We start from the raw sequence: 23,935 nt of genomic DNA, 5'->3' as shown, positions 1-23,935 counted from the left end.
GCGCCGCTAGGGTGCTGACCATGGTGCTCGCAGCTCAGATCGTCGCCGGCATTGCCGCGGCCCTCCACGTCATGTTCTTCGTGTTCGAGTCGGTGCTGTGGACGAAGCCGTCGATCTTCCCCCGCTTCGGCGTCGCCTCGCAGGAGCAGGCCGACACCACCAAGGCCATGGCGTACAACCAGGGCTTCTACAACCTCTTCCTCGCGATCGGGACGGTCATCGGCATCGCCCTGCTCGGCGGGGCAGGCGGCCCCGACCTCGTGATCGCGGGCAAGGCGATGATGCTGCTCACCACGGGATCGATGGCGCTCGCCGGCATCGTCCTGCTGACGACGGGACGGCACTACCTCCGCGCGGCCGCGATCCAGTTCATCCCCGCCGCCGCGGGCTTCGTCCTCACGCTGTTCGCGTGAGGCGCTGAGCGCGGCGGTCCTCGTCCAGCGCGGAATCGGCGTCGGCGCTCTCGACACGCGGGCCGACCTCGGACCACACCGCGTCGAGCGAGAGACCCAGGACGTCGGCGAGCGCCGCGATCGTCGAGAACGCGGGCGTCGCGACCCGACCCGACTCGATCTTGCGCAGCGTCTCGGGCGACACACCAGCATCCAGCGCCACCCGCAGCATCGAGCGCTCGCCGCGGGCGCGGCGGAGCAGTGCACCGAGGCGCCGGCCGCGCTCGACCTCCTCGGGGGTGAGCGGGAGCCTGACCATGGGTCCGATGATAGTACCGGGATAGTTTTACCGGTATTGTTCTCGGCGTGATCGAGATCCTCTCCCCCGCGCAGCTCGACCGAGCGCGCCGCACCGGCGCCCTGGTGGGCGACATCCTGCAGACCCTGCGCGAGAGGAGCTCGCCCGGGACGAACCTGCTCGACATCGACCGGTGGGCCCGCGACCTCATCCTGGAAGCGGGCGCGGAGTCCTGCTACGTCGACTACGCCCCCTCGTTCGGACGCGGCCCGTTCGGCCACTGGATCTGCACCGCCGTGAACGACGCCGTGCTCCACGGCCGACCGCACGACCTGGTGCTCGGCGACGGCGACCTCCTCACGCTCGACCTCGCCGTCACCCTCGACGGCGTCGCGGCGGATGCGGCGATCAGCTTCCTCGTGGGCGACAGCCGTCCCGCCGAGAGCGTCGCCCTGATCGACGCCACCGAGCGCGCGCTCGCCGCCGGCATCGCCGCCGCGACCCCGGATGCGCGGATCGGCGACATCTCGCACGCCATCGGCACGGTGCTGACCGACGCGGGCTACCCCGTCAACCTCGAGTACGGCGGCCACGGCATCGGCTCGACCATGCACCAGGACCCGCACGTGGCGAACGCGGGACGCCCCGGGCGCGGCTACCGCCTCCGCCCCGGACTGCTGCTCGCGCTCGAGCCCTGGGTGATGGCGGACACCGATCAGCTGGTCACGGATGCGGACGGGTGGACCCTGCGCAGCGCCACCGGCGCACGCACCGCGCACACCGAGCACACGATCGCGATCACCCCCGCCGGGCCCGAGATCCTGACCCGCGCGACGCGCTGAGTCGGCTCGCGCACGGGGTTGATGCGGACTCGGTGAACTCTCAGTAAAATAACGATCAGATAACTGGCGGGCCGTTACCGAACCGTTATATATTTCAAGAGCGTTAGTCGTTTGCTGTGGCGACTACCGCGGAATGTGATTGCAGGACACTCTTGGTGCAAGGGAGAGGGCCCGTCGTTGCCTCTACGACGGGCCCTCAATCACGTTAAGGGCGCACGCCGGAGCGGGATGACGGGGATCAGCGCCCGGTCCGCAGGGTAGGACTCGTCCGCCACGATGCCCGGCTGAGCCTCGGGAACCCTCCGGATGACGACGTGCGTCGCCGCGGAGACGAGCGCAGCGGCCTCCCCCTCCTCGTGTCGGAAGTCGACGAAGTCGCCTCCCGCTCTCACCGCGTCGCGCACGTCCGCACGCAGACGCAGCATGGTCGCCTCGGCCACGATGAACCTCGACTCGTGGATCGTGACGATGAAGGACGCCATGGGTGCTCCGCTCCGCACCCTCTACGAGGGCGCAGCACAGTCAACCCACGGCGCGACCGGGATCGTCGTGGATTGACAGCTGCACATCGCCGTGCAGTTGGCAAGGCCCCCCGAGAACGGGGGGTTTCCGTGACTTGTCCGTCCGAGGGCCGTAACGTCGCACACACGTCCATCCGGCCCATCCCGAACGGGTCCCCGGAGTTGTCAAGACGCCCCCACGCCTTGGTCTCTTCCCGAACAGACACGAACGAACGAACGACAAGGTAGGTGTCTTCATCATGGGTTTCCTCCACATCGGCCAGAACGGCTTCGCCGCGCAGATCGACGATCGCGCGCTGGCCCATCTCAAGGTGGTCATCCTCTCCGAGCTGCGCGAGGGTCACAGTCTCGCGTTCACGATGCAGCACACCCGCGACGAGGGCAGCGGACGCGACACGTTCTGGATCAACCAGAGCACCGACCTCCGCTTCCAGTTCCACGGCAACCGTTCCCCGCAGCTCAACCGCGCGTGGCTCAAGGAGCTGGCGGCGACGGCGCGCGCAGGGACGGGGCTGTACCTGACGGAGGAGCCGCTCACCCGGGCTGCCGTCGCCTGACCAGCACGGGCGTCCGCCCTCCGACGGCCCTGCTGGTCGCCTCTCGGCCGACCGCACCGTCGCGGGGCCGACCTAGACTGTCCCTCCGTGCAGTGCTCCTACTTCGACGCCGGCCTCTGCCGGTCGTGCTCGCTTTTGGAGACGCCGTACGCCCAGCAGCTGGCGCTCAAGCAGGCCCGCGTCGAGGACATGCTGTCCACGCACTCCCCCGACTGGCTGCCGCCGATCGCGAGCCCCGAGCAGGGGTTCCGCAACAAGGCGAAGATGGTCGTCGGGGGCACGACGGGGGCACCCACCCTCGGCATCCTCGACGGCCGCGGCCGGGGCGTCGACATCCGCGGATGCGCGCTGCACGTCACTCCCATCCACGACGCGCTCCCCGCGCTCGCCCGCTTCATCACGGTCACGGGCCTGCATCCGTACGACGTCCCGAGCCGACGCGGCGACCTGAAGTACGTGCTCGTCACCGCGAACTCCGACGGTGAGCTCCTGGTGCGCTTCGTCGTCCGGTCGGAGGACGTCGTGTCGCGACTGCGTCGGCACCTGCCCGCACTGCAGGAGGCGCTGCCGAACGCCGTGATCGTCACGGCCAACCTCCTGCCGGAGCACAAGGCGGTGACCGAGGGCGAGCGCGAGATCGTGCTGACCTCGCGCGACCGGCTCACCATGACGCTCGCCGGCCTGCGGCTGGAGCTGCGGCCGCAGAGCTTCTTCCAGACCAACACCCCTGTGGCGGACCAGCTCTACGGCCAGGCCCGCGAGTGGGTGGACGAGCTGTCCCCCGCCTCCGTGTGGGATCTCTACTGCGGGGTCGGCGGGTTCGCGCTCGCCTGCGCCAGCCCCGGCCGAGCGGTGCTCGGGGTCGAGACGAGCGTCGACGCCGTGCTGAGCGCGCGCGCGACCGCCCGCCTCGGAGGCCTCGACGACGTGCGCTTCGAGGCCGGCGACGCGACCGAGGCGGCTCTGCGCTCCCAGCCCGACGAGCATCCGGACCTCGTCATCGTGAACCCGCCCCGTCGGGGGATCGGGGAGACGCTCGCCCGGTGGCTCGACGCCTCCGCCGTCGAGCACGTCGTGTACTCGAGCTGCAACCCCGTGACGCTCGCCCGCGACCTGGAGTGGATGCCCGGGTTCCGGATGCGCCGGGCGCGCGCCCTCGACATGTTCCCTCACACCGCGCACCTCGAGGTCGTCACGATGCTCGAGCGGGTGCGCTGAACGCGGGCGCGTCGCCGATCCGTCGCTGGACGACCATGTCCGGGTAAGGATGACCTAACCTGGTCGGGTGCCAGATCGTCAGCCCCGCGCCCCTCGACCGCAGATCGTGCTGGAGGTGCTCCGTCGCGAGCAGCTCTCCCCTCACCTCGTCCGCCTCCACCTCGGCGGTGAGGGGTTCGACTCGTTCGCGCCCAACGGCTTCACCGACGCGTACGTGAAGATCCACTTCGCCAAGCCCGCGCTCGGGCTCGAGCCGCCCTACGACCTCGACGCGCTCCGCGAGACGCTCGCCCCGGAGGACCTCCCGGTCCGCCGGACGTACACCGTGCGCGCCGTCGACCCGGTCGAGCGCTCGCTGGCGATCGACTTCGTCGTGCACGGCACCGAGGGGATCGCCGGGCCCTGGGCGGATGCGGCGAAGCCGGGCGACCGCCTCGTCCTCGCCGGGCCAGGCGGCGCCTACCGCCCCGACCCCACGGCGGACTGGCACCTGTTCGCCGGTGACGAGTCGGCACTGCCCGCCCTCTCGTCCGCCCTCGAGGCGCTCCCCGCCGAGGCCCGGGGCGTCGCCCTCGTCGAGGTGCACGGCGAGGGCGACGAGATCCCGGTGACGCATCCGGCCGGGGTCGAGTTGCGCTGGTTGCACCGCGGGTCCGCCGTCGCGGCCGGGACGTCGACGGTGCTGTCGGATGCGGTCCGCGGCCTCGAACGACCGTCCGGCCGGGTGCAGGTCTTCGCCCACGGCGAGCGCGAGACCATGAAGGCGCTCCGCGACATCGTGCTCACGCAGTGGGGACTGCCCCGGACGGACGTGTCCCTGTCGGGCTACTGGGCCTACGGCCGCACGGAGGACCGCTTCCAGGCGGAGAAGCGCGAGCCCATCGGGCAGATCCTCCCCCGCTGAGCCCGTCCTCTCGCACGTTCGGCCGTGCCCACGTGGTCTCGCCACCTCGATCGGTGTGGCGGAACCACGTGAGCATGACGGGACGCGGTGATCAGGCCGCAGAGCGCGAGGCGGCGGGACGGCGACGGAGGGAGGGATCGCCCACCTCCGGGCCGCGGTAGACCATGTCCATCGCGCCGATGCTCTCCCCGGGCGGCACGATGGCGTCGATGCGGTCGAGCACCTCGTCCGACAGGCTCACCTCGAGCCCGGCGAGGGTGTCCTCGAGCTGCTCCATGGTCCGCGGGCCGGCGATCGCCGCCGTGACCCCGGGATGCGCGATGACGAACGCCATGGCGAGGTGCGTCAGCTTCACCCCGACCTCGTCGGAGAGCGCGATCAGCTGCTCCACCACGGCGAGGCGCCGCTCGTCGCGGAAGTGCTGCATCCCGGTCCGGGTCGACCGGAACAGGTCATTGTCCTGACCGGCGCGGTAGCGACCCGTGAGCGTCCCGCCGGCGAGCGGGCTGTAGACCAGGGTGCCCATCCCGTACCGCTCGATGACCGGCAGGATCTCCCGCTCGATCTCGCGGTCGAGGATCGAGTAGTTCGGCTGCTCGGTGCGGAACCGCTCGAAGCCGCGGCGTTCCGACATCCACTGCGCCTCGACGATCTCGGATCCGCGCATGGACGAGCTGCCGATCGCCCGCACCTTGCCCTGGCGCACCAGGTCGGTGAGGGCGGACAGGGTCTCGTCGATGTCGGTGTCCGGATCGGGTCGGTGGAGCTGGTAGAGGTCGATGTAGTCGGTCTGCAGCCGCGTGAGCGACCGCTCGACCGCCTCGACGATCCAGCGGCGGGACGCGCCCCTGTGGTTCACGTCATCGTCGACCGGGCCCCAGAACTTCGTGGCCAGCACCACCTGGTCGCGCCGCCCCTTCAGCGCCTCGCCGACCACCTCCTCCGAGTCCCCGTAGCGGTCGGCGGTGTCGACCAGGTTGATGCCGGCATCGAGGGCGCGGTGGATGATCCGGATGCCCTCCGACCGGTCGGGGTTGCCGAGCCCGCCCAGCATCATCGCGCCCAGCGCGTAGGGGGTGACCTTGATGCCGGTGCGGCCGAGTGTGCGGTACTGCATGCGTGTGATCTCCTCGTGTCGTAGGATCGACATAAACGGAACGTTGATCCTGTTACCGGACACACTAAGCGGAACAGCGTTCCGTTTCAAGGGGGTGCATCCATCGATGTCGTCGGAGACCGCCGCGCGGCCACTCCGCGCTGACGCGCGACAGAACGTCGACGCCCTCCTGGAGGCGGCGAAGGACGTCTTCGCCGAGTCCGGCGTCGACGCACCCGTCCGCGCGATCGCGGGCCGTGCTGGGGTCGGCGTCGGAACCCTCTACCGGCACTTCCCGCTGCGATCCGACCTCATCTCGGCGGTGTTCCGACGGGAGATGGACGCCTGCGTCGAGGCCGCGGACGAGCTCCAGGCCGCGCATCCGCCGGGCGAGGCGCTCGACGAGTGGGTGATCCGCTACACGCAGTTCGTGGCGGCCAAGCGCGGGCTGTCCTCCGCGCTCCACTCCGGCGACTCCGCCTACGAGCCCCTCTCCGTCTCCTTCTCGACGCGGCTCGTGCCCACCTTCGCCCGCCTCGCCGCCGCGGCACGCGACGCTGGCGAGCCCGTCGCCGACGTCGACCCCGAGGAGTTCCTCGGGGCGGTGGCAAACCTCTGCCACGGAGGCGGCCCGGACGCCGCAGCCTCGGGACGCGCCGAGCGCATGGTCCGCCTCCTCCTCGCCGGCCTGCGCTCGCCCGACGCCCCGCAGGCGAGCTGAGCGCCGTCGTCAGTCGCCGGTCAGTTCTGCAGGGAGGTCTCGACTCGAGTGCAAGACCCGGTGGATGCGGACGGCGTCGGCATCGTCGGTGTAGAAGAGGATGAAGGGAAACCGTCTGAGCGCCAGGCTCCGTAGCTCGAGGATTCCCGTCTCGGCTGCGTGGCGTGCGGAACCGAGTGAAGGGTGCATCGAGAGCAGATCGCGCGCATCCTGGAGCGCTTGGATCAGGTCGGACGCAGCCTCCCGGGCCTCAGCCTCGAGGTAGCCCTCGAGCGCCCGCACGATGTCCTCGTCCGCACGCCGAGTCGAGACGACGCGGCGAGCGGTCACGCGGCGTGGCCGGGAGCTTCCTGCACCCGGTCACGAAGCCGATCGAAGTAGTCGCCGTCGAGCTCGGAGCCCTCGCCCGATCCCATGCCGTCGATGACGAGTTCGCGGAGCCGGGCACGTGCCTGCTCACGCCTGATCAGCTCGCGCACGAACTCACTGCTCGTGCCGTATCCGCGCTCGCTCACCTGCGCCTCGACGAACTCCTTGAGGGAGTCGGGCAGGGACACGTTCATCGTCGCCATCCTTCAACGATACTGTCGATGACAAGGTTTGTCATCAACGCCACCACCGTCCACGGGTAGCATGGCCGGGTGAGCGATCCGTTGGAACCGAAGCGCGGCCCCGGAGACGACAAGGGGCGGCCGTCGAACACGCGCATCGCGATCTGGATCGGGGTGGCCGCGGTCGCGCTGTACTTCATCGGTTCGGGCGTCATCGGCATCCTGACCAACGGCAACTGAGCCGCGCCCATCAGCGGCGCGATGACGCAGGGGGGATCACCTCGATGGAGACCGCGTTCGCTCTGGGCAGCCTCGGTGCGGGGCTCGTCCTGCTGGTCGTCGCCGTCTCGCTGCGGCTGTGGTCGCTCACGCCGTGGTCCGCGCCCGGCAGCTGCAGGATGGCGCCCGCGGGCGGGGCATCACCGCGCAGCGCAGCGGCTCTGGCCATCCTCGTCGGACGGCCGCGACGGGCTGCGGCCGTCGCACTGGTCGCCCTGGAGGCGGAGGACGCGGTCGTCGTCGGGCGTCCTGAGAGGGATCGGATCCCCGAGCTGCGGATCCGCGATGTCGGTCGCATCGACGCCGACGCTCACCTCATCCTCGATGCCTACAGCACGTCCGGATCGGAGAGACGGTCTGCGCTCTGGAACGCGATCGACACGGTCGGCGAGTCCGTGGCCCGCAATGGGCTCACGGGTCGCCTCATCCGGTGGCCGGCGCGGGTGCTGATCCCGGTCGCGATCATCGCGCTCATCCTGTCGGCGCTGGTGATCGTCCTGGTCGCCCCCAGCGCGATCGCCTGGGCCGCCGCCGTCGGGACCCTCGCCGCGCTCGCGGCGATCATCGTCGTCCCCACTCGCATCCAGCGCCCGACCGCCGCCGCGGCGCCGCTGCTCGCCGACCTCCGGGCTCGTCGGGAGGCCGTGCGCCGCGGTGATTCCGCCGTCTCCAGCGGATCCGCCGCTTCCGTCGAGGACGTCGTGCTCTTCGGGCGCGCCACCCGTCTGCGTCAGACGACCATCGGGCCCGACGGCGTGACGCTGTGGCAGCTGACACGTGCCACCGATCCGGGCGCCCCCCGCGGCCGGATCATCTCGAACGTGATCGAGTTCCTCTCGTGGTGGTCCTGAGCCCCCACTGACGACCAGCGAACGCGCTGGATCAGCCGACGATGATGCCGGCCACGAGGAGGGCGACGCCGGCGAGGCCCACGACGACGAAGGCCGGGTCGACCCAGCCGGCTCGGAGACGGTCGCCCGCTGGGGACGAGAGGATCCCCACAGGGACGCGCTTGAGCATCAGGACGGCGCACGCCGCCGACGATGACGAGGACGACACCCGAGGCGCTCTGCTGCGGCGCGGGATCGTGAATCGAGGACGCCGTGTCAGCCGAGTCCGTGTCGACGGAGTCCGGCACGGCACCTGCCGCGGTCGGGACCGAGGTGGGAACAGCAGCGTCAGAGGCCGGGATATCCGCGGGCGATCTCGCGCCGGCGGTGCCCTCCCCGGCCGAGGACGACCCGCCCGACGAGACGGACGAACCCGACGAACCCGACGAACTGGACGCCGAACCGGGCAGCGGCGGCGGGTCGATGATCAGCTGCGGATACGGCGGCCCGATGGGCTCGAACTCGACCGGCGTCGGGGGTGGCGTGGGCCAGATGTCCGGCTCGCCCGAGAAGTCGCCCTCGAGGGGAGGGACGGGCCCCGGAGGCTCCAGAGGGTCGGAGATCACAGGCGGGAGCGTCGTCGGATCCGGGATCGCGGGAGGCGCCACGCAGCCGGTGACGTCGCGCGGGACCGACACGAGCGGGGATCCACCCGTCTCCCGTTCAGCGGGCGAGAGTGGCGGCGAGGAGGTCCTCGATGAGGTCGGTGGAGTAGCCGTCCGGGTTGGTCAGCCCCGCCTCGTCGTACCAGGACTCGTCGGCCTCCGGATGCGGGCCCGCGACTCCCACGTGTCCGGCGCCGAAGGGCGCGACCAGCACGGCGGGCGCCCCGTCCGGGTAGGTGGCGAGCACGTCGACGTCGGCATCCTCATCGAGGTCGAAGCCGGGTCCGTCCTGGAAGTAGACCCAGCGCTGCTCGCCCCGCCACGTGAGCGGCACCACGGTGTCGCGCGCATCCGGCACCGTCGCGCCGGGCGAGCCCGCCCATCCGTAGGCGTCACCGGGGAGGAGGTCGAAGCCGGGATCACGCCCCGCGAGGTAGGCGCCGAAGCAGAGCCCGAGGTACGACCCGCCGCGTCCGACCCAGTCGCGGACGGCCTGTGCCTGGGGAGCGAGGTCGTCCCAGGTGGTCGCGAGGTCGTCACCGCCCCCGGGCTGCACGTAGAGCTGCGCCTCGGCGAGGATCTCTGCGCTCAGCTCGGTCTCCGTCCCGGGCCCGACGAACTCGACGCGGAACGGGTCGTCGCCGCTCTCGAGGATGCTCGCGATGGTGGGGGCGCAGTCGGGACACCCCTGTGGGCCGTCGTAGACGAGCGCCAGCGGACGGGAGTCGGTCGGAGTGGGGCTCGGGGCCGAGCCCGCGCATCCCATCGTGCCCAGGAGGAGCGCCGAGGCGACGGCGCCCCCCGCGAGTGCCTTCAGCAGGGACGACCGGATGCGCAGCGACACGGACGCGCTCACCCGGCCGCGAAGAGGCCGAAGCCGAGCATCAGGAACCAGGCGATGAAGCCGAGGTAGATGAGGCGCTCGCTGGCGCCGAACACGCGCCGCAGCGGGGTGAAGAACCCGAGGATCACGCCGGCGGATCCGATCGCCATGACGATCGCGCATCCGGTGCTGAGGTTCGCGAGATTGGGGTACCCGGCGTCGTGCAGTGCCCCTCCGGCGAGGAAGCCCGCCGCGGTGACGGAGGCGAAGGCGGCGATCGCGAGGAGGTTGTGCGCTCGTCCTCGGCGGGTGCGCGGCGCCTCGGGCGCATCCATCGGCACGAACGGGATGATGGCCCGCGCCACCGCGAACACGACCAGCAGCACCACGGCCGCGGCCGCGCCCAGCGGCGCGAGGGCGAGCACGCCGCCGACGCCGGCGACCGCCGCGCCGAGCGCCGCGACGAGGTACCCGGCCCGGAACCTCGTGATCCCGTACTGGCTGACGGGGTCGATCCAGGGACGCAGGCCCGTGGGCACGACGTGCAGCACGGCGAGGCTCGCGAGCGCGACGATCGCTCCCGCGACCAGCAGCACAGCCCCCACCCCGATCACCCCATGAGCCTATCGGGCGCCACCCGGCGTCCCCATCCCCCGTCCGGGCCCCCGCCTCCGCCGTGCGTGCGCGCCTCAGGTCCCGTCCGCTGCGCCGAGCGCGGCGGTCACGAGCGGGAACTGCACCGCGAGGGCCTGCCAGAGGATCTCCTCGTCGGTGCCGTCGTAGTCGTGGGCGATGAAGTTCCGGACCGCCCGGATCCCGCGCCAGTCCACGTCTGGATGCGCGGCCCTGAACGACTCGGGCAGCCGGTCGGCGGCCGCCGAGAGGTCGATCAGCAGCGAGCGCGCGATGCGTCGCTGGTCGTCGTCCTCCGGATCGAGGAAACGCGCGCGGCCGCGCCCGACCACCCGACGGGCGCTCACGGCGAAACGCTCGATGTCGGCGAGGAGGGCGGGCACACGCTCGAGGTCGTCGTTCACAGGGCGACGGCCTCGGCGCGGATTCGGTCCATGGTCGGTCCGGTGCCCCTGTCGGACACCACGTCGACCGGCACGGAGAGGAGCTCGGAGACGTCCGCCATGAATCCGGCGAGGTCGAAGACCGATGCGTCCGGTCGCGGATGCACGAGGAGGTCGACGTCGGATCCGGCCCTCGTCTCGCCACGCGCGACCGATCCGAAGACCCGGACGTCCTCGAGACGCCGCGACTCGGCGATCTGGAGGATCGGGTCGCGCAGCATCCGGAGCCGCTCGATCGTGGGCACCAGCAGCACCTCATCGAGTCGCGCGAGCGTCTCCGCCGACGGACGACGGCGGCCCGTCTCATACGCCGCGATGTTCGGCTGGGGCACGCCGGACCGCGCGGCGAGCTCCCGCTGCGTCATCGCGACCTCGAGCCTGCGCTGGCGCAGCGCCTCTCCGCCGGTTCGGTCCTCCATGCCGACGATGATAGCGCTGCGCTATCGTCGCGCGGCCGACCCTCCGGCAACGGCCTCAGGTCAGGCGAGGAGGGCGTGCACGCCCGTGGCGATGGCGTAGATGCCGGCGCCGGCGATCGCGCCGACGACCGTGCCGTTGATGCGAATGAACTGGAGGTCGCGGCCGACCTGCAGCTCGATCTTCTGCGTGGTCTCGCGTGCATCCCACCGCTGGACGGTGTCGCTGATCACCGAGGCCAGGTCGTGCCGGTACTTCTGGACGGCGTATCCGGCGGCATCGGCGATCCAGGCGTCGATCTTCGTCGCCAGCGCCCGGTCGGTCGAGAACCGGACGCCGACGTCGACGAGCGCGGACCTCGCCGCCGACCGCAGCTCGCTCGAGGGGTCAGCCAGCGCCTCTCCGAGCGTCGCCTTGACCGCATCCCAGAAGCGGGCCGCGAACGAGCGCAGGCGGGGGCTCTCGAGGAACTCCGCCTTGATCTCCTCGACCCGGGTCGCCATCGCGGGATCGTGCTGCAGCCGATCGGTGAGGTCGACCAGGTAGCCGTCGATCGCCGTCCGCAGCGGGTGCTCCGGGTCGTCGCGAACGGCGTGCAGCAGCCCGATCACCTCGCGGTGAGCGCGGTCGTCGGCGGCGTCGCCGAGGAACCCGGGCACCCACCGCGGCAGGCGGGTGGAGACGACGCGGCCCAGCGCATCCGGATGCTCGCCGAGCCAGGTCTCGGCCGCGTCGACCAGCGCGTCGACGACCGCGCGCTGCTGGTCCGCGGCGACGAGCTCGGCCCCCACACGACCGAGCGTGGGCGCCCACTCGCGGTCGAACAGGTGCTGTCGAGCGAGCCTCTCGATGAGGCGCTCGACGTCGTCGTCGCTGAGGAAGCGCAGCACACCCTGCGCCATGACCGCGGCCTCGGCGCTCGCCCGCTCGGCGTTCGCGGGGTCGGAGAGCCACGCCCCCACCCGCTCCGCGACGCTGAAGGTCGCGAGCTTCGAGCGCACCACCTCGTCCGAGAGGAAGTTCTGCTCGACGAACTCGCCGAGGCTCGCCCCGATCTCGTCCTTGCGGCTCGGGATGATCGCGGTGTGCGGGATCCGGAGACCCAGCGGATGCCGGAACAGCGCGGTCACCGCGAACCAGTCGGCGAGCGCGCCCACCATCGCCCCCTCCGCGGCCGCGCGCACGTAGCCGAGCCACGCGTACCGGTCCTCCAGCGCGAACGCCACGGCGAAGACGACGGCCGCGATGACGAGGAGCGCCGTCGCGAGCGCCTTCATCCGCCGGAGCGCAGCGCGGCGCTCGAGGTCGGCCGCTCCGAGGAGGGTGTCGCGCGTGGTGGTCATCGTGCTCCTCCCGAACGCCGCACTCCACCGTAGTCACGCCCGCCCGCCCAGCGCCCGCGTGAGGAGGAGTTCGACGGCCGAGTGCACCCAGAAGAAGCGCTTTCCGGCTCGACTCAGCCGCGAAAGAGGGGTGTGCTCGCCCGCAGCGACGGGGGAACCCGGGGAACGACGAACCCCCTGATCCAGGGGATTCGCGGGACCAGGGGGTGAGTGCGGAGACGGTGGGATTTGAACCCACGGTGCCCAATAAAGGGCACTCCACCTTAGCAGGGTGGTGCACTAGGCCGAACTATGCGACGTCTCCCGGCTTTCGCCTCCGCCATCATAGCCGACACGGCGCTCGACGCCGAACGGTGTCACTCGTTGCCGATCGAGCAGGTGTAGTCGGCGGCGGTCTGGCCCTTCACGTCGTCGGGCAGGACGACGGCGCCGGAGGCGTCCAGCTCGCCCGGAGCCGGAGGCGCGGGCGGGGACGCCGGGTCGACGGGAACGGACGGATCCGTCGGCGCGGCAGGAGCCTGCGGATCCGTGGCCGGTGGCGAGGTCGACACGGGGGCGTTCGGGTCGGTGGTCGATGCGAGACCGCCGGTCTGGGTCAGGGTGATCGGCTGATCCGCCGCGAGGGCGGCGAACAGGATGGCGGCGGAGTCCTCATCCGGGGCGACCTTGCCCTCGGGCACCCAGTCGGCGTAGGAGTTCGGGTACGCGACGAACGAGACCTTCGAGAGGTCCATGTCCTTCAGCGCGAGCGCGATCGAGACCATGGTGTCCGGGGAGGCGAGCCGATCCGACAGCGTCATGTTCGACGCGGCCGCCTTCGCAAGTCCGTAGAGCTTCGTGGCGTCGGTCAGCGTCGAGCCCGACTTGATGGTGCGGATCATCGACGACAGGAACACCTGCTGCGAGCTGATGCGTCCGATGTCGCTGCCGTCGCCGACCCCGTGCCTGGTGCGCAGGAAGCCGAGCGCATCCGCGCCCTTGAGGTCCCACGTGCCGGGTGTGAGGAAGACGCCCGTGTAGGGGTCGTCGATCTCCTCCGCGACGCACACGGGCACGCCGCCGAGGGCGTTCGACATCTCGATCACGCCGTTGAACTCGATCATCGCCGCGAACGGGATGCTGAGCCCCGTGAGGCTCTCGACCGTGAGCACCACGCACGGCAGGCCGCCGAGCGACAGGGCGACGTTGATGGGCGCGGTGTACTCGCCGCCGTCGGGGCAGTCGGGCAGCTCGACCATGAGGTCGCGGGGGAAGCTGACGACCGTGGCGCTGCTGTGGTCCTGCGCGATGTGGATGAGCATGGTCACGTCGTTGAGGGCACCGCCCTCGTCCTCGCCGTACGCATCCCCCTGGTTCGTGCGGGTGTCGCTGCCGACGAGCACCATGTTGACGCCGCCGTCGATGGCGTCGATGCTCGGCGGCGGCGCGGGGGCCGCGCCGTCGGATCCCTCGGCGGGCAGGTCGGACAGGAGCGACACCGTGGTGACCGACCGCGTGACGTCCCATGTGGCGTAGGCGGCGAGCGACACCGTGCTCACCGCGACCACCGCGAGCGCGGCGCCGAGGAACGTCAGCACCGGGCGGATGGGATGCGACGTGCGCTGGCGTCCGTGACGGGCGAGCGGACCGCGCGAGCTTCTCCTGGCGCTGATGATCGTCCCCCGTCTCCCCGCGAACGCCTCGGTCTCGGCGCTCTGGCGTCGGTGGAGCACCCACCGCCGTGGGGGTCAGTCTGGCAGAACCGAGGATCCGTCGCGCGGAAATCCGCGCGCATCCGCGTGGCGAGGGCGGTCGTTCGCGGCCGACACCGCGGATGCCCGTCGCTCGTCACGGGATACGGGCAAGCCCGGCGCTATTCCGGAGGGATGGCTCGAATTCCGTGATGAGCGACGCGCTCCTCGGGTTCGGAGGGTGCGGATGCTGTCGCTTCGGCACCGGATGAGCGGAAGCGCGGCGTGGAGGGCGGCGCTGTCGCGCATCCGGTGTCGAGGCGGCGCGAGGTCGCGTCTGCGTCGCGGTGGAGGGCCCGACTGGGCGCGGCGCGGCTCCCGGCGCGCGGCGCGAGCGGCACGCTGTGCGCTGCGCGCCGGCTCGCGGGGAGCGGCACCCGGGGCGGCGGCACGCGGCAGGCGGGACAGCGGCACGCGGCAGGCGGGACAGCGGCACGCGGCGCAGCGGCACCTTGGGCAGCGGCACAACGCACGCGGCACACCGGCAGGCGGCACCGGCACGCGGGGCGGCGGCGGCCGGTGGGCTCAGCGGCCGGCGTTGCCGACGGTGCAGGTCGGGGCGGCGGCCGACTGCCCCGTGATCGTGGGTGGGAGGACGGTGACGGCACCGGCGGCGGCACTCCCCGACCCGGGGGCGGAGGACCCGGGGGCGGCGGACCCTGTGGCGGCGGACCCGCCGGTCGCGGTGGACGGGTCGCCGGAGTCGGGCTCGCCGGAGTCCGACGCGCTCGAGCCGGACGGGGACGGCGTCGGCACCACCCCGGAGGTGTCGGGCGCGGCCGCCACACCCACGGCCGGGACGGCGACGGGCTGGTCCGCGCCGATCGCTCCGATCAGGACGGCCGCGTCGGCGTAGTCGGGTCGCGGCATTCCCGCGAAGTCGCCCTCGTCGGACGGGACGCCGGGATAGCCCGCGAAGACCACGCTGCCGAGGTCGACCTCGCGGAGGGCCGTGCCGATCGAGGCGAGGCGCTCGGGCGACGCAAGGCTCGTCGACAGCACCATGTTCTGCGACGCCGCGCTGGCCAGCGCGTACATGGTCCCGACGTCGCCGAGCGCCGCATCCGACTTGATGGTGCGCAGGAGCGAGGCGAGGAACACCTGCTGCGAGCTGATGCGCCCCGCCTCGCTGCCGTCCCCGACACCGCTGCGGGTGCGCAGGAACTGCAGCGCGTCCATCCCCTGCAGCTCGTGGAGTCCGGCACCGAGGTGGATGCCCGTGAGGTCGTCGTCGATCGGCTGCGCCACGCACACCGGGACGCCGCCGAGCGCGTTCGACATCTCGACGACGCCGTCGAAGCGCACCTCCGCAGCGTAGGGGATGTCGAGCCCGGTGAGCCGCTCGACCGTGAGCACCGTGCAGGGGAGGCCGCCGTACGAGAGGGTCATGTTGAGCGGCTGCGCGTCGAGCGGGTCGAAGGTGCCGCCCGAGGGCGAGGGACAGGCGGGGACGGGCACGACGAGGTCGCGCGGGAAGCTGACGACGGTGGCGTTCGTCCTGTCGGCGGAGATGTGCACGAGCATCGTCGCGTCGCCGAGGCTGCCCTGGGTGTCGCCGAAGTCGGGGCTCTGGCCCTCGCGGGTGTCGCTGCCGACGAGGAGGAGGTTGACGCTGCCGCGGATGGGGCCGTCCGCGTCGGCGGCGGTGCCCGCATCCGCGCCGGTCGACGCGTCGGCCAGCTCGACGGTCTGGATGCGGCTCGAGATCGACCAGGTGGCGTATGCCGCCACGGTGACGGCGCTGACGCCCAGGATGGCCGCGGCCAGGCCGAGCCAGCGCATCACGACGAGCCAGCGACGGGTCGCGTGCTGGCGCCCATGGCGGGCGACGGGCCGGATGCGCGTCGGCCGCCGCACCTCGGCTCGTGTGGTCCGTGCCGAGAAGGTCCTGCGTCGTGGGACGGCGTCGCGTGATCCGGCCGTGGGGTCGAACGGGTCGGTCACGGCTGGTCCTCTCGTGCTCCGGCCTCGGGTGACCGGAACGACGAAAAGAGCATTCTGACGCATGAAGCTGGGAGTTGCGAGGAGTCGCGCCCACCGCCGTCGGTTCGTATCGTGGAAGCATGCTCCTGTTCGTCCCCCGCACCGCCTCGCACCGTCGCGAGCGGGCCTCCTCGGTGCGGAGCTGAGCGGCATGGCGAAGGACGGCAAGGACAAGGAGCCGAAGCGCCGGAAGCGCTCGGCTCAGCGGTGGGCGGGGAGCGACCGCGAGGTCGAGCCCCCGCACCTCAAGGCCGCCGAGGACGCGATCGAAGACGGCGTGCGGATGATCCACCACGCCCTCGTGCTGGCGCTGAAGAACCGGCTGATCGTGAGCGCGCTGCGCGACGGGGAGCCCTACTCCGCCGAACACGCCATCGACCTCGCCCAGCAGGAGCTCGACCGCGTCGTCGCCGAGCAGCAGGATTCTGCGCGGGTCGCCCGGAAGGCCCTCCGGCGGGCCAAGCTCGCGCACGGCCGCGCGATGAGCGAGCACGACTACGGGCAGCTCGACGTCGAGGCGCTCGAGCTCCGCGCGCTCGTCAACGACTCCGTCGCCGAGCGGTTCGCGGCGCAGCGCGAGGACGAGGGATTCCTCTCGTCCCTCATCGAGGAGTCGCGCGGACGCGCGTGGGACGAGCTCGGCGGCGTCGTGCGGTCGCGCCTCGCGCGCGCCGCGTCGATCGCCGACGACCCCGGCTACGCCGAGGCGCGGGCCGAGCGGATGCGCGAGGTCGCGTTCGACCTCGGCGACCTCGCCGTCCGCCCCCGCAGCTGACCCGCGCCCTCACTCCCGGGCGCGGGCGCTTTTGCGCGCGCGGCTGCGCGCGTGCGGAGGCGGATGTGACAGTCGTGGCGGGCTCCGCGCCCAGAAAGCCACCACGAGCGTCAGATCCGCCGCCGGAGTCCCCCGACCTCACGCTCACGTCCTCCCAGCAGGTCCGACCCGAGCGGATCGCCTCGAGCAGGACCGGTCGCGTCACGGATGTGACAGTCGTGGCGGGCTCCGCGCCCAGAAAGCCACCACGAGTGCCAGATCCGCCGCCGGAGTCCCCCGACCTCACGCTCACGTCCTCCCAGCAGGTCCGACCCGAGCGGATCGCCTCGAGCAGGACCGGTCGCATCACGGATGTGACAGTCGTGGCGGGCTCCTCGGCCGAGAAGCCACCACGAGTGTCAGATCCGCCGCAGGGATCCCGCGACGTGACGCTCATGCCCTCCCGGCAGGTCCGCGTGGGCGGATCGCCTCCAGCAGGACCGCTCGCATCGCGGATGTGACAGTCGTGGCGGGCTCCGCGCCCGAGAAGCCACCACGAGTGTCAGATCCGCCGCAGGGATCCCGCGACGTGACGCTCATGCCCTCCCTGCACGTCCTCCGAGTGCGGATCGCCTCGAGCGGGCCGACCGCGTCGCGGATATGACAGTCGTGGCGGGCTCCGCGCCCAGAAAGCCACCACGAGTGTCAGATCCGCCGCCGGGATCCCGCGACCTGACGCTCACAACCTCCCTGCACGTCCTCCGAGTGCGGATCACACCGAGCGGGCCGACCGCGTCGCGGATATGACAGTCGTGGCGGGCTCCGCGCCCGAGAAGCCACCACGAGTGTCAGATCCGCCGCCGGGGCCCGCGACCTGACGCTCGCGTCCTCCCGGCAGGTCCGACCCGGGCGGATCGCCTCCAGCAGGACCGGTCGCGTCACGGATATGACAGTCGTGGCGGGCTCCTCGGCCGAGAAGCCACCACGAGTGTCAGATCCACGGATGGGATTCCGGGACGTGACACTCACGTCCGACGAGGACGGAACACGCTGAGCGAGCCATGCCGAACGGCCCGCCCACCCCGGAGATGACACTCGTGGCGGGCTCGGCGCTCAAGAAGCCACCACGAGTGTCAGATCCGTGGAGGAGAGCCCGGAGACACAGGCCGCATCGGACCCCCACGACACGGGAGCCCCCACCCGAAAGGGGGGACCGGGGCGGCGGCGCGGCAGCTGTCGCCGCGGGAGGGCCGACGCTACCGTGAAGGTGACGCTCGGCACGCATCCCGGGGCAGACGGCCTCACCGACGGAGGCGGTGCGGCGGGCGTCCGCGGAGGGGGCCGCGGGGCATGGAACGGGACAGCACGACCTCGACCCGAGAGGCACTGGAGCACGGGGCGCGACGGCGCTCGCGCCTGCGCACGGGTGTCGTGATCGCCGGCGTGTCCGCCCTCGTGCTGGGGATCGCCGCGGGGGTGGGCTGGTTCCTCGTGCCGCCGTGGCTCGCCACCGTCCCGGGCGACCCGATCGCCTCCGCCACGACCATCGTCGTGACCGCCGACGAGCCGACCGACGGGAGCACCGGGACCGCGGCCGGATCGAGCGCACCCGCCTCCGCGTCCGTCGAGGTCTCGGCGGGATGGACGCCGATCGGCGTCGGACCGTTCCTCCCCGCCGACAGCGCCGTGCTGGTGTCGCCCGACGGCGCGTACCGCGCACGCCTCGAGATCACCGACGCCGGCGCCGACTCCGACGCCACCCCGGGGGCCTCCACCGACCACCTCGACGGCCTCGCGACCGCGGCCTGGAGCCGCGAGTCGCTCGACTCCGGATGCTCGGTGCGCTACACGACGGTCCAGGACGGCGAGGACGCGGTCACCGTCGCCGTGGTCTCTCCCCCGCCTGGCGCGCCCGGCGATGCGGATGCGCGGCTCGTCCTGACAGGGTCGGTGTCCGCCGACGCAGCGGACCTCTACCGCACCGTCACCGCCGACCTCGTCACCTCCGCACGCTTCGGCGACCCCGACCCCGACGCCGACGCCGTGGGCCCGACCCCGGCGAGCCCCTCGAGCCAAAGCCCCGCGACCGGCGGGAGCGCTCCGTGAGCGCGCGGCGGCGTCGGACCCGCGCGGGGATCACCGCGCTGATCGCGGCGGCGGCAGCGCTGACGCTGGCCGCCTGCGGCAGCGTGGAGACCACCCCGGGCTGGGCGCCGCGCCCCGCGGCAGCGGCGGCGGTCGCCCTGTCCGACACCCTGGCGACCGCCGCCGACGCCGTGGCCTCCGGCCTCGACGTCCGCCTGCTGTACAACGCCGACCCCGCCTCCGGCGTGGCCGCGCGGTGGGCCGAGATCCCGGGCGACTCGCCGCTCACCGCCGAGCTCCGCGGCCGGGTCTCCGCAGCGATCGCCGCCCAGGCCGCGGCGACCGGTGTGCCCTACCGTCCCGCCGCCGACGCCCCGGCGCTCTCCCCCGAGGCGCGCGGGTGCGTGCAGGGCAGCACGACGCGTCCCGCCGCCGAGCTCCTCGCCGATCCCGCGTTCACGCCGCCCGGGGGCGGTCCGACCGTCACGGTCGCGTGCGAGGTGCTCGCCGCATCCGGGCCGTTGCTCGTGGAGTCGCTGCGCATCCTCACCGCCACCGGCGGGCAGGTCGCCTCGGACGTCACGACCACCTACTACGCCGAGACCTCGGGCGGCTTCCTCATCACCAGCGACCAGCTGATCACCGACGACGGTCGGCGGGCCCTGCTGACGGACATCGTCGAGTCGCTCAAGGTCGCGGCCGGGGCGATCGAGCCGCGGATGAAGACCGACCCGGCGGGGTTCACGCCGGAGCAGCTCGCGGCATGGTTCTCGCGAGCGGCGTTCACCGCGGACGGGTCGCTCGTGGTCACGGTCCCGGACGGCCTCACCCTGCCCGAGCTCGACGATCTGGCCTCGGTGCCGCGACCCTCTCCGCTCGTGGTGACGGTGCCCGCGGCGGACGCCACAGCGATGCTCACGCCGGAGGGAGCGCAGGTGCAGGCTGCACTCGCGTCCGCTGCGCCGCTCGTCCTGCCGCCCGCGCCCTTCCGCGGGCAGGAGCAGGTCGACTGCTCGTTCTTCGCCTGTATGGCCTTGACGTTCGACGACGGACCAGGGCCGTACACGGCCCAGGTCCTCGACGACCTGGATGCGCGGCGGGCCGCGGCCACGTTCTTCCTCCAGGGCGTCAACGTGGGCCGGTATCCGGAGGCGGTGACCCGGATGGACGACGAGGGGCACCAGGTCGGCAACCACACCTGGAACCATCCCGACCTGACGAAGCTGACCGATCCGGAGATCAAGGACCAGCTCGATCGCACCAGCTCGGCGATCCGCTCGACCGTCGGGCATGCCCCCACCACGTTCCGGCCGCCCTACGGGGCCTACGACGACCGGGTGCTGGCGCAGACGTCGCTGCCCGCGATCCTGTGGTCGATCGACACGAACGACTGGCAGCTCCCCGACGACGCGACGCTCCTCGACCAGGCGGTCACCGCGGCGCGTCCCGGATCGATCGTGCTCTGTCACGACGTGCACGAGAACACCGCACGCATGGTGCCCCCGATCGTCGACGGGCTCCAGGGACGCGGCTTCACCCTCGTCACGGTGCAGCAGCTGCTCGGCGGCACGCCCGCCGCGCACACGACGACCACGCGCGGCTGAGCCCCGTGGTGGCCCTCCGCGGGTCACTCCCCGCCCTTGCGGTGCGTTCGACCCCCTCCCCTAGACTCCTCCGGGGAGGTTGAGATGGCGGGATCGACGGGATCGCTGGGCTCGGGAGGCGACCGGCGGGTGCCGATCGAAGCGCAGAGCGTGGACGCCCCGCTCACCGGGTCCGCGGTGTTCCTCGTGCTCTCGGTCGCCGACGACTCCGCGGCGCTCGACACCGTCCGCTCCGCTCTGGCCGACCTGGACGAGCTCGCGAAGACCGTCGCGTTCCGCGACCTCGGCGCGGCGTTCACCTGCACCGTTGCGATCGGCGCACGGGTGTGGCCGGGGCTCGTGCGGCGCCCCCTTCCCACCGAGCTCCACCCCTTCCGCGTCGTGCAGGGCGCGGTGCACACGGCGCCCTCGACCCCCGGCGACCTGCTCTTCCACATCCGCTCGGATCGCCGCGACCTCTGCTTCGAGTTCGAGCGGCTGCTGCTCGAGCAGCTCGGCTCGGCGGTGTCGGTCGTCGACGAGACCGTCGGCTTCCGCTACTTCGACGCCCGCGACCTGCTCGGCTTCGTCGACGGGACCGCCAACCCCGTCGGGCTCGCACTGCCCGAGGCCACGCTGGTCGGCGACGAGGATCCGGACTACGCCGGCGGCAGCTACGTCGTCGTGCAGCGGTACGCGCATCCGATCGAGACCTGGAACGCGCTCACCACCGAGCAGCAGGAGGCGGTGATCGGCCGCCGGAAGGCCGACAACGTCGAGCTCGACGACGCCGTCGAGGGGCAGAAGTCGCACAAGACGCTCACCACGATCGTCGACGACGCCGGCGAGGAGCACGACATCCTCCGCGACAACATGCCCTTCGGGAGCCCCGCCTCCGGCGAGTTCGGCACGTACTTCATCGGCTACTCGCGCCAGCTGTGGGTGATCGAGCGGATGCTGGAGCGGATGTTCGTGGGAGACCCCCCGGGACTGCACGATCGCCTCCTCGACTTCTCGGTCGCGCGCACCGGGTCCGCGTTCTTCGCGCCGTCGGCGGGGCTGCTCGCGGCGCTCGACGACGACCCTCCCGCGGCTGGCCCTGCGGGAGCAGGAGACGCGTCGGGCGGGGTGGTCGCGCCCGGCGCGCCGGGGACGGCGGGCGGGTCGAGCGCGCCGGACGGGTCGGTCACGCCGAGCGCGCCGGACGCGTCGAGCGGGTCCGTGGCACCGGTGCCGCCGGGCGCGTCGAGCGGGTCCGTGGCACCGGTGACGTCCGCCGGTTCCGCCGAAGCGCCCGCATCCGCCGGCCCGGCCGCATCCGCCGCTCCATCCGCATCCGCCCCTGCTCCTGCTCCTGCTCCTGCGGGCGATTCGTCGCTCGGTCTCGGCTCGCTCCGTCCGCCCCTGCCTCCCGAGAGGACTACGCCATGAACCACCTCTTCCGCGAGCTCGCGCCCATCACGCCCGACACCTGGGCGATGCTCGACGACGAGGCCCGCACCCGCCTGTCCCCCATGCTCGGCGCCCGCAAGCTGGTCGACTTCGACGGCCCGCACGGCTGGGAGCACTCCTCGACCTCGCTCGGACGCGTCGGCGGCGTGGTCGACTCCCCCGCGACGGCCGTGATCGCGCGCAGCCGCGTGGTCCTCCCGCTGGCGGAGGTGCGCGCGGAGTTCACGCTCTCGCGGTCCGAGCTCGATGCCGCCGCCCGCGGCGCGATCGACGTCGACCTCACCGCGCTCGACGAGGCCGCCGCCCGACTCGCCACCGTCGAGAACTCCGCCGTCTTCAACGGCTGGGAGGCGGCCGGGTTCGGCGGCATCATCCCCGCGATCCCCACCGCGACGCTCGTGCGCGAGGACGACCCCACCCGCTTCGCCCAGCAGGTCGCCGCGGCGACCGAACAGCTGAAACGCTCCGGCATCGGCGGCCCCTACGGGATCGCGCTCGACTCCGACGCCTGGGTCAACGTGGAGGGCGGCAGCGACTCGGGCGGCACTCCGCTCATCGAGCACCTGCGCCGCATCCTCGACGGACCGGTGGAATGGGTCCCCGGCATCGACGGCGCAGTCGTGGTGAGCCTCCGCGGCGGCGACTTCGTGCTCGACGTGGGCGAGGACGTCTCCCTCGGCTACGCGCACCACACCGCGGATGCGGTCACCCTGTACCTCGAGGAGACGTTCTCCTTCCGCGTCGCCACCCCCGAGGCCGCCGTCGCCTTCGTGTGATCCGCCCCGCGCCGCGCGCGGTGCGGGCGGCGCGCTGTGCGCGGTGCGGGTGGCGCGGGTGCGCGGTGCGGGCGGGGCGGTTGCCGGTGCTGCGGCGCAGTGCGGGCGGCGCGGGTGCGTAGGCAGGCGTGGGCGTGGGACGTACCGCTCGGTCACCGGGCGGCCGTATTCAGGAGGAACGCGCGCATCCGCCCGTTCTCAGGACGCATCGCCCTGAGAAGGGCCGCAGCTCCTGAAAACGGACGGGCGCGAGGGGCCCGTACGCCACGCAGAGCCCGCGGCACGCGTGCAGCAGGCGGACGCGGCACCGGTGCACCACGAGCAGCACCTGCCACGCGCAGCGGACGGGCGGCGCGGGTGCGCGGGTAGTCAGGCGCGGAGGAAGGAGGCGACGGCGTCAGCCGCCTCGGCGAGGTTCTCGGCGTGGGAGCGGCCGCTGACGCGCGGGCGGGGCTTGAGTTCGTGCTCGCCGTCGTCGATCCACTGCACCCGGATGCTCGGCGAGAGGTCGTAGCCCGGCACCTCGTCGACCGTGCCGAACGGGTCGCGCGTGCCCTGGCAGATCAGGGTCGGCGTCTCGAGGTGCGCGAGGTGGTCGGTGCGCAGCCTCTCCGGCTTCCCGGGAGGGTGGAACGGGTACCCGAGGCACACCAGGGCTGAGACGAGACCCGCGCGGTGGAGGTCGTCGGCGACCATGCTGGCCACCCGGCCGCCCATCGACTTGCCGCCGATCGCGACCGGGCCGCCCACCGCATCCGTCACCTGGTCGACCACGGCGCGGTACTCGGCGAGGAGGGTGTCGGCGCGGGGCGGGGGCTTGCGGCTCCCTTCCCGCCGCGCGGCCATGTACGCGAACTCGAAGCGCGCAGTACGCACTCCGCGGGCGGGCTCGGCCAGCAGCGCGCAGACGCGGTCCATCCAGTCGGAGTCCATCGGGGCGCCGGCCCCGTGGGCGAGCACGAGCACGGGGCCGTCCTCGGGCCCCTCCCACAGCAGCTCCACCACGTGTCCACCCTACGGAGTCGGTTGCCGCGGCCGT

At 72.4% G+C, this 23,935-nt stretch carries 27 protein-coding genes and 1 tRNA gene; 13 read left to right on the top strand and 15 right to left on the bottom strand.

What is annotated here, in order from left to right; genetic code table 11:
* Window positions 1-20: 20 nt before the first annotated feature.
* Window positions 21-413, top strand: a complete 393-nt coding sequence (locus IEX69_RS15425) for a DUF1304 domain-containing protein (RefSeq protein WP_085021311.1) — start codon at window positions 21-23, stop codon at window positions 411-413.
* On the opposite strand, the gene IEX69_RS15420 is transcribed toward IEX69_RS15425, so the two are convergent.
* Window positions 397-711 carry a helix-turn-helix domain-containing protein gene (locus tag IEX69_RS15420; protein WP_085018384.1) on the bottom strand — a complete coding sequence of 105 codons (315 nt, stop codon included), beginning with the start codon at window positions 709-711 and terminating at the stop codon, window positions 397-399. The two genes, IEX69_RS15425 and IEX69_RS15420, sit on opposite strands and share 17 nt — an antisense overlap.
* A 47-nt stretch (window positions 712-758) precedes the next feature.
* Between IEX69_RS15420 and map the strand changes: the two genes are divergently transcribed.
* A complete protein-coding gene (gene map, locus IEX69_RS15415; RefSeq protein WP_085018382.1) occupies window positions 759-1,532 on the top strand; it encodes a type I methionyl aminopeptidase in 774 nt (257 codons plus the stop codon).
* A 200-nt stretch (window positions 1,533-1,732) separates the two neighbouring features.
* On the opposite strand, the gene IEX69_RS15410 is transcribed toward map, so the two are convergent.
* Window positions 1,733-2,014 carry a hypothetical protein gene (locus IEX69_RS15410; protein ID WP_085018380.1) on the bottom strand — a complete coding sequence of 94 codons (282 nt, stop codon included), beginning with the start codon at window positions 2,012-2,014 and terminating at the stop codon, window positions 1,733-1,735.
* Between the two features lie 278 nt (window positions 2,015-2,292).
* Here IEX69_RS15410 and IEX69_RS15405 point away from each other — a divergent pair, with 278 nt between their 5' ends.
* From IEX69_RS15405 to IEX69_RS15395, 3 genes are all read left to right on the top strand, one after another.
* A complete protein-coding gene (locus IEX69_RS15405) occupies window positions 2,293-2,610 on the top strand; it encodes a DUF7882 family protein (RefSeq protein ID WP_085018378.1) in 318 nt (105 codons plus the stop codon).
* Between the two features lie 87 nt (window positions 2,611-2,697).
* A complete protein-coding gene (rlmC, locus tag IEX69_RS15400) occupies window positions 2,698-3,828 on the top strand; it encodes a 23S rRNA (uracil(747)-C(5))-methyltransferase RlmC (protein ID WP_085018377.1) in 1,131 nt (376 codons plus the stop codon).
* A gap of 67 nt (window positions 3,829-3,895) precedes the next feature.
* The gene (locus IEX69_RS15395; protein ID WP_085018375.1) at window positions 3,896-4,732 is read left to right on the top strand and encodes a siderophore-interacting protein; all 837 of its coding nucleotides are present in this window, start codon (window positions 3,896-3,898) and stop codon (window positions 4,730-4,732) included.
* Window positions 4,733-4,823: 91 nt separating this feature from the next.
* Here the strand turns inward: IEX69_RS15395 and IEX69_RS15390 are convergent, their stop codons facing one another.
* Window positions 4,824-5,849: an aldo/keto reductase gene (locus IEX69_RS15390; protein WP_085021310.1), complete on the bottom strand. Its 1,026-nt coding sequence runs from the start codon at window positions 5,847-5,849 to the stop codon at window positions 4,824-4,826.
* A gap of 106 nt (window positions 5,850-5,955) precedes the next feature.
* Between IEX69_RS15390 and IEX69_RS15385 the strand changes: the two genes are divergently transcribed.
* Window positions 5,956-6,549 carry a TetR/AcrR family transcriptional regulator gene (locus IEX69_RS15385; RefSeq protein ID WP_085018373.1) on the top strand — a complete coding sequence of 198 codons (594 nt, stop codon included), beginning with the start codon at window positions 5,956-5,958 and terminating at the stop codon, window positions 6,547-6,549.
* A 9-nt stretch (window positions 6,550-6,558) separates the two neighbouring features.
* On the opposite strand, the gene IEX69_RS15380 is transcribed toward IEX69_RS15385, so the two are convergent.
* Window positions 6,559-6,879 (bottom strand): type II toxin-antitoxin system RelE/ParE family toxin, encoded by a 321-nt coding sequence (locus IEX69_RS15380; protein ID WP_085018371.1) that lies wholly within the window; start codon window positions 6,877-6,879, stop codon window positions 6,559-6,561.
* The gene (locus tag IEX69_RS15375; RefSeq protein WP_085018370.1) at window positions 6,876-7,121 is read right to left on the bottom strand and encodes a ribbon-helix-helix domain-containing protein; all 246 of its coding nucleotides are present in this window, start codon (window positions 7,119-7,121) and stop codon (window positions 6,876-6,878) included. Before IEX69_RS15375 ends, IEX69_RS15380 begins: the two co-directional genes overlap by 4 nt.
* A gap of 69 nt (window positions 7,122-7,190) precedes the next feature.
* Here IEX69_RS15375 and IEX69_RS15370 point away from each other — a divergent pair, with 69 nt between their 5' ends.
* A complete protein-coding gene (locus IEX69_RS15370) occupies window positions 7,191-7,340 on the top strand; it encodes a hypothetical protein (protein ID WP_157127077.1) in 150 nt (49 codons plus the stop codon).
* Between the two features lie 44 nt (window positions 7,341-7,384).
* The gene (locus tag IEX69_RS15365; RefSeq protein WP_085018368.1) at window positions 7,385-8,230 is read left to right on the top strand and encodes a hypothetical protein; all 846 of its coding nucleotides are present in this window, start codon (window positions 7,385-7,387) and stop codon (window positions 8,228-8,230) included.
* Between the two features lie 31 nt (window positions 8,231-8,261).
* On the opposite strand, the gene IEX69_RS15360 is transcribed toward IEX69_RS15365, so the two are convergent.
* From IEX69_RS15360 to IEX69_RS21115, 9 genes are all read right to left on the bottom strand, one after another.
* Window positions 8,262-8,438: a hypothetical protein gene (locus IEX69_RS15360; protein ID WP_157127076.1), complete on the bottom strand. Its 177-nt coding sequence runs from the start codon at window positions 8,436-8,438 to the stop codon at window positions 8,262-8,264.
* 494 nt (window positions 8,439-8,932) lie between these two features.
* The gene (locus IEX69_RS15355; protein ID WP_217348667.1) at window positions 8,933-9,730 is read right to left on the bottom strand and encodes a BPL-N domain-containing protein; all 798 of its coding nucleotides are present in this window, start codon (window positions 9,728-9,730) and stop codon (window positions 8,933-8,935) included.
* Window positions 9,727-10,311 carry a DUF998 domain-containing protein gene (locus IEX69_RS15350; protein ID WP_085018366.1) on the bottom strand — a complete coding sequence of 195 codons (585 nt, stop codon included), beginning with the start codon at window positions 10,309-10,311 and terminating at the stop codon, window positions 9,727-9,729. The genes IEX69_RS15355 and IEX69_RS15350 overlap by 4 nt, the downstream gene beginning before the upstream one ends.
* 75 nt (window positions 10,312-10,386) lie before the next feature.
* Window positions 10,387-10,734, bottom strand: a complete 348-nt coding sequence (locus IEX69_RS15345) for a HepT-like ribonuclease domain-containing protein (protein ID WP_157127075.1) — start codon at window positions 10,732-10,734, stop codon at window positions 10,387-10,389.
* Entirely contained in the window at window positions 10,731-11,192 is a 462-nt protein-coding gene (locus IEX69_RS15340; protein ID WP_085018365.1) for a helix-turn-helix domain-containing protein, read from the bottom strand. Before IEX69_RS15340 ends, IEX69_RS15345 begins: the two co-directional genes overlap by 4 nt.
* A gap of 60 nt (window positions 11,193-11,252) precedes the next feature.
* Entirely contained in the window at window positions 11,253-12,533 is a 1,281-nt protein-coding gene (locus tag IEX69_RS15335; protein WP_085018363.1) for a DUF445 domain-containing protein, read from the bottom strand.
* A gap of 213 nt (window positions 12,534-12,746) precedes the next feature.
* Window positions 12,747-12,837, bottom strand: a tRNA-Ser gene (locus IEX69_RS15330).
* A gap of 52 nt (window positions 12,838-12,889) precedes the next feature.
* A complete protein-coding gene (locus IEX69_RS15325; RefSeq protein ID WP_229756379.1) occupies window positions 12,890-14,110 on the bottom strand; it encodes an LCP family protein in 1,221 nt (406 codons plus the stop codon).
* Window positions 14,111-14,788: 678 nt separating this feature from the next.
* Window positions 14,789-16,207: an LCP family protein gene (locus IEX69_RS21115; protein ID WP_174604391.1), complete on the bottom strand. Its 1,419-nt coding sequence runs from the start codon at window positions 16,205-16,207 to the stop codon at window positions 14,789-14,791.
* Window positions 16,208-16,397: 190 nt separating this feature from the next.
* On the opposite strand from IEX69_RS21115, the gene IEX69_RS15315 reads away from it, so the two are divergent.
* The 5 genes from IEX69_RS15315 to IEX69_RS15295 all read left to right on the top strand — a co-directional run bounded on the left by IEX69_RS15315 (window position 16,398) and on the right by IEX69_RS15295 (window position 22,896).
* Window positions 16,398-17,021: a hypothetical protein gene (locus tag IEX69_RS15315; protein ID WP_085018359.1), complete on the top strand. Its 624-nt coding sequence runs from the start codon at window positions 16,398-16,400 to the stop codon at window positions 17,019-17,021.
* Between the two features lie 1,329 nt (window positions 17,022-18,350).
* Window positions 18,351-19,106 (top strand): hypothetical protein, encoded by a 756-nt coding sequence (locus tag IEX69_RS15310; RefSeq protein WP_085018357.1) that lies wholly within the window; start codon window positions 18,351-18,353, stop codon window positions 19,104-19,106.
* The gene (locus tag IEX69_RS15305) at window positions 19,103-20,689 is read left to right on the top strand and encodes a polysaccharide deacetylase family protein (protein WP_085018356.1); all 1,587 of its coding nucleotides are present in this window, start codon (window positions 19,103-19,105) and stop codon (window positions 20,687-20,689) included. The genes IEX69_RS15310 and IEX69_RS15305 overlap by 4 nt, the downstream gene beginning before the upstream one ends.
* A gap of 84 nt (window positions 20,690-20,773) precedes the next feature.
* Window positions 20,774-22,099 carry a Dyp-type peroxidase gene (locus IEX69_RS15300; protein WP_157127073.1) on the top strand — a complete coding sequence of 442 codons (1,326 nt, stop codon included), beginning with the start codon at window positions 20,774-20,776 and terminating at the stop codon, window positions 22,097-22,099.
* Window positions 22,096-22,896, top strand: a complete 801-nt coding sequence (locus IEX69_RS15295) for a family 1 encapsulin nanocompartment shell protein (RefSeq protein WP_085018354.1) — start codon at window positions 22,096-22,098, stop codon at window positions 22,894-22,896. Before IEX69_RS15300 ends, IEX69_RS15295 begins: the two co-directional genes overlap by 4 nt.
* Before the next feature lie 369 nt (window positions 22,897-23,265).
* On the opposite strand, the gene IEX69_RS15290 is transcribed toward IEX69_RS15295, so the two are convergent.
* Window positions 23,266-23,901, bottom strand: a complete 636-nt coding sequence (locus tag IEX69_RS15290) for an alpha/beta fold hydrolase (RefSeq protein ID WP_085018352.1) — start codon at window positions 23,899-23,901, stop codon at window positions 23,266-23,268.
* Window positions 23,902-23,935 lie beyond the last annotated feature (34 nt).

Origin of the sequence: Cnuibacter physcomitrellae (assembly GCF_014640535.1) — a bacterium.
Lineage (GTDB): Bacteria > Actinomycetota > Actinomycetes > Actinomycetales > Microbacteriaceae > Cnuibacter > Cnuibacter physcomitrellae.
Note: the sequence above shows the minus strand (reverse complement) of the source record. Positions and strands in the feature narration are given on the sequence as shown.

Bases quoted from the DNA above. Each gene is read 5' to 3' on its own strand.
- IEX69_RS15375 (WP_085018370.1), bottom strand. From the start codon at position 7,121: ATGGCGACGATGAACGTGTCCCTGCCCGACTCCCTCAAGGAGTTCGTC.
- IEX69_RS15410 (WP_085018380.1), bottom strand. From the start codon at position 2,014: ATGGCGTCCTTCATCGTCACGATCCACGAGTCGAGGTTCATCGTGGCC.
- IEX69_RS15335 (WP_085018363.1), bottom strand. From the start codon at position 12,533: ATGACCACCACGCGCGACACCCTCCTCGGAGCGGCCGACCTCGAGCGC.
- IEX69_RS15385 (WP_085018373.1), top strand. From the start codon at position 5,956: ATGTCGTCGGAGACCGCCGCGCGGCCACTCCGCGCTGACGCGCGACAG.
- IEX69_RS15405 (WP_085018378.1), top strand. From the start codon at position 2,293: ATGGGTTTCCTCCACATCGGCCAGAACGGCTTCGCCGCGCAGATCGAC.
- IEX69_RS15420 (WP_085018384.1), bottom strand. From the start codon at position 711: ATGGTCAGGCTCCCGCTCACCCCCGAGGAGGTCGAGCGCGGCCGGCGC.
- IEX69_RS15315 (WP_085018359.1), top strand. From the start codon at position 16,398: ATGGCGAAGGACGGCAAGGACAAGGAGCCGAAGCGCCGGAAGCGCTCG.
- IEX69_RS15365 (WP_085018368.1), top strand. From the start codon at position 7,385: ATGGAGACCGCGTTCGCTCTGGGCAGCCTCGGTGCGGGGCTCGTCCTG.
- IEX69_RS15425 (WP_085021311.1), top strand. From the start codon at position 21: ATGGTGCTCGCAGCTCAGATCGTCGCCGGCATTGCCGCGGCCCTCCAC.
- IEX69_RS15340 (WP_085018365.1), bottom strand. From the start codon at position 11,192: ATGGAGGACCGAACCGGCGGAGAGGCGCTGCGCCAGCGCAGGCTCGAG.
- IEX69_RS15390 (WP_085021310.1), bottom strand. From the start codon at position 5,849: ATGCAGTACCGCACACTCGGCCGCACCGGCATCAAGGTCACCCCCTAC.
- IEX69_RS15295 (WP_085018354.1), top strand. From the start codon at position 22,096: ATGAACCACCTCTTCCGCGAGCTCGCGCCCATCACGCCCGACACCTGG.
- IEX69_RS15310 (WP_085018357.1), top strand. From the start codon at position 18,351: ATGGAACGGGACAGCACGACCTCGACCCGAGAGGCACTGGAGCACGGG.
- IEX69_RS15300 (WP_157127073.1), top strand. From the start codon at position 20,774: ATGGCGGGATCGACGGGATCGCTGGGCTCGGGAGGCGACCGGCGGGTG.